This is a genomic window from Candidatus Nitrosopumilus salarius BD31 (assembly GCF_000242875.2).
GTDB lineage: Archaea > Thermoproteota > Nitrososphaeria > Nitrososphaerales > Nitrosopumilaceae > Nitrosopumilus > Nitrosopumilus salarius.
Window position 1 is genome coordinate 1 of the sequence record NZ_AEXL02000110.1, and the last position, 2,301, is coordinate 2,301.

Consider the following 2,301-nt stretch of genomic DNA (forward strand, 5'->3'; position numbering starts at 1 on the left):
AACCAAAAAAGCCTGTCGAAAAACCTGCTAAAGTAAAAAAATTAACTAAAAAAGAATTGGAAGAAGCTAAAAGAGAAGCTGAAAAAACAATTGAAGAAGAATTAGAAGAACAACTTACTGATGAAGAAATTGAAAATTTCCAAATTGAAAAAGTCGATATGGAAAGACTAACTAACAAAATTTGTGATGTTCTAGCTGAACGTGAATCCGAGGGAATGTTTCAAAGTGAATTGTGGAAAAAACTTAAACTCTCAAGTCGTGATGGCTCTCGTCTTTCATTAAAACTTGAAAGAATGGGAACAATTACTAGAGAAAAACTACTTGAAAATAATCGTTGGACTTACAAATTAATTTTAAAGAAGACTCCAATCAGTACACAATCAATTGAAAATGCTCCATGTCTGGTTTGTCCAGTTGAACAGAAATGCTCTCTTGAAGGAGAAATCAGTCCTACAAACTGTCAATTCATTGAAGATTGGGTACTTGCTGAAATGAAAAAACCTGCGAAGTCTAAATGAAACTAATCGATGCTCGTAAAGATCACTATAGAAAATTAGCCCATGAACAAGGTTTCCGAAGTAGAGCTGCATTCAAACTCAAAGAATTAAATCAGTCTTATCGTCTCATTGGTCCTGGTTTTTATGTTTTGGACTTGGGATGTGCACCTGGTGGCTGGACTCAGATGGCTGTAAAACTGGTTGGTAACCAAGGAAAAGTAATGGGCGTTGATTTGTCATATGTTGAAGAGATTCCTGGTGCTCACATCATTCGAGAAAATATTGAAGATGAACACGTAGTTGATGAGATAATGTCGTATTTTGAGCGTAAGGTAAATGCTGTAATCTGCGATCTTTCCCCCCAAGTTAGTGGAAATTGGACCGTTGATCATGCAAAACAGATTTCCTTGAATTATGATTGTACCAAAATCATGGACAAAGTCTTAGCACATAAAGGAAATGCTGTTTTCAAAGTATTTGATGGACCATATTCTATGGAGTTTAGAGATTATATCAAGAAAAAATTTGCTAGAATCAATCTTACAAAACCCAAAGCTAGTAGAAAACAAAGTAGTGAACTATACTATGTTTGCTTGGGTTTTACTGGTTAGTTTGAAAAGTTTTAATTATTTCATTTATGTTTGCACTAGTTCTAAATCCAGTTGGATTAAATGCTGTAACACTAGCAGTAAAGTTATTTTGTTGTAAATTTTTAATTGCATTTTCTAACTTTGGTGGTGATGCTTTCATTTTTGATGCAATTTCATCTAGTGTAAAATATGTTGCTGGCATTTCTGATTCTGCAAGACATTTTTGAATAGTTTTTTCACAAACTTTATCCACTTTTAAATTTGGAATTTCAACTAACATATTTTGAACAAACTCTTTGTCAAAAATATTATCTATCCATAATGGTCCTGCAATGCTAATTTTTGAATTACATAATTCACATTCTTGTTTTTGTTGAGTTGATGTTTTTCTATGTCCACAGTTTTTACAGTGCAAAATGTATCCCAAATTTTCTTTTTGATCTGGCCTGTTTAAGACTTTGACATAAGTTCTATAGTAATGCATTTCACTTTCTACAAACATTGGAATTATCTCTACACCTAATCTTGCAGCCACTACTCTGAGACATCCGAGAACCAATCTAATTGCCATCTCGTTTCCATACTCCACTCTTACTGGAACTCCACCGTATTTTCTCCTGCATGCATCTTGAAAGAGACCATTTAGTACCTGAAGATCAGTAGCTGCAGTCGATAAAATTCCTCCATGCATAGTAGCCCTGATCCCACAGTCAAAAAATGCAGCAGGGGAGCCAAACGGGTCAATATCTACAATCGAGCCTCGCTCTCCTTTTTTTGAATGGTAACTTAGAAACCTACAAACTTCCTTTTCTGAAAATTCAATATTTTTTAGATTGTTCTGATTTGCTGAATATTCTGCCATTTTCAGAGCAGTTGGATTCAGATCATTGATTATTGTATTCTCAATTTTTAATTCGTTAGATACACGTAATCCTCTTGCACCGATCCCAGACATGCCTTCCAGAAAAATCTTTGGCCCTTCAAAATTCTTTAGGAATGCTGCATATGCAATTATTGAAAAATCCCTGTTTATCTTTGCCTTTGGATTGAAAAACGCAGGTTCCTTTGGTGGTACTTTGTCAGTTAATGATTTTTTTGGAACTAGAAGTTTTGTGTCTCCTTCTACAATCTCCTGAAAAATTTCACTTGGAATTTCCAATTATTCCTCTAATATTATATTGGTTTAATACTTGTGGTTTCAGCAAAATTTTTGG

3 protein-coding genes are annotated in these 2,301 nt (G+C 34.2%); 2 read left to right on the forward strand and 1 reads right to left on the reverse strand.

Annotated elements, in window-relative coordinates; genetic code table 11:
- Together BD31_RS06360 and BD31_RS06365 are read left to right on the forward strand one after the other, a co-directional pair.
- Positions 1 to 518, forward strand: a 518-nt coding sequence (locus tag BD31_RS06360) for a hypothetical protein (protein ID WP_008300149.1), incomplete at its 5' end; no start/stop codon positions are given.
- On the forward strand, positions 515 to 1,108 hold the full coding sequence (locus BD31_RS06365; RefSeq protein ID WP_008300151.1) for an RlmE family RNA methyltransferase: 594 nt from the start codon (positions 515 to 517) through the stop codon (positions 1,106 to 1,108). The genes BD31_RS06360 and BD31_RS06365, both read left to right, overlap by 4 nt.
- Here the strand turns inward: BD31_RS06365 and BD31_RS06370 are convergent.
- Positions 1,098 to 2,246, reverse strand: coding sequence for a tRNA (guanine-N1)-methyltransferase (locus BD31_RS06370; protein WP_008300148.1), 1,149 nt, complete (start codon positions 2,244 to 2,246; stop codon positions 1,098 to 1,100). The two genes, BD31_RS06365 and BD31_RS06370, sit on opposite strands and share 11 nt — an antisense overlap.
- Between the last annotated feature and the right edge of the window lie 55 nt (positions 2,247 to 2,301).

Bases quoted from the DNA above. Each gene is read 5' to 3' on its own strand.
- BD31_RS06365 (WP_008300151.1), top strand. From the start codon at position 515: ATGAAACTAATCGATGCTCGTAAAGATCACTATAGAAAATTAGCCCAT.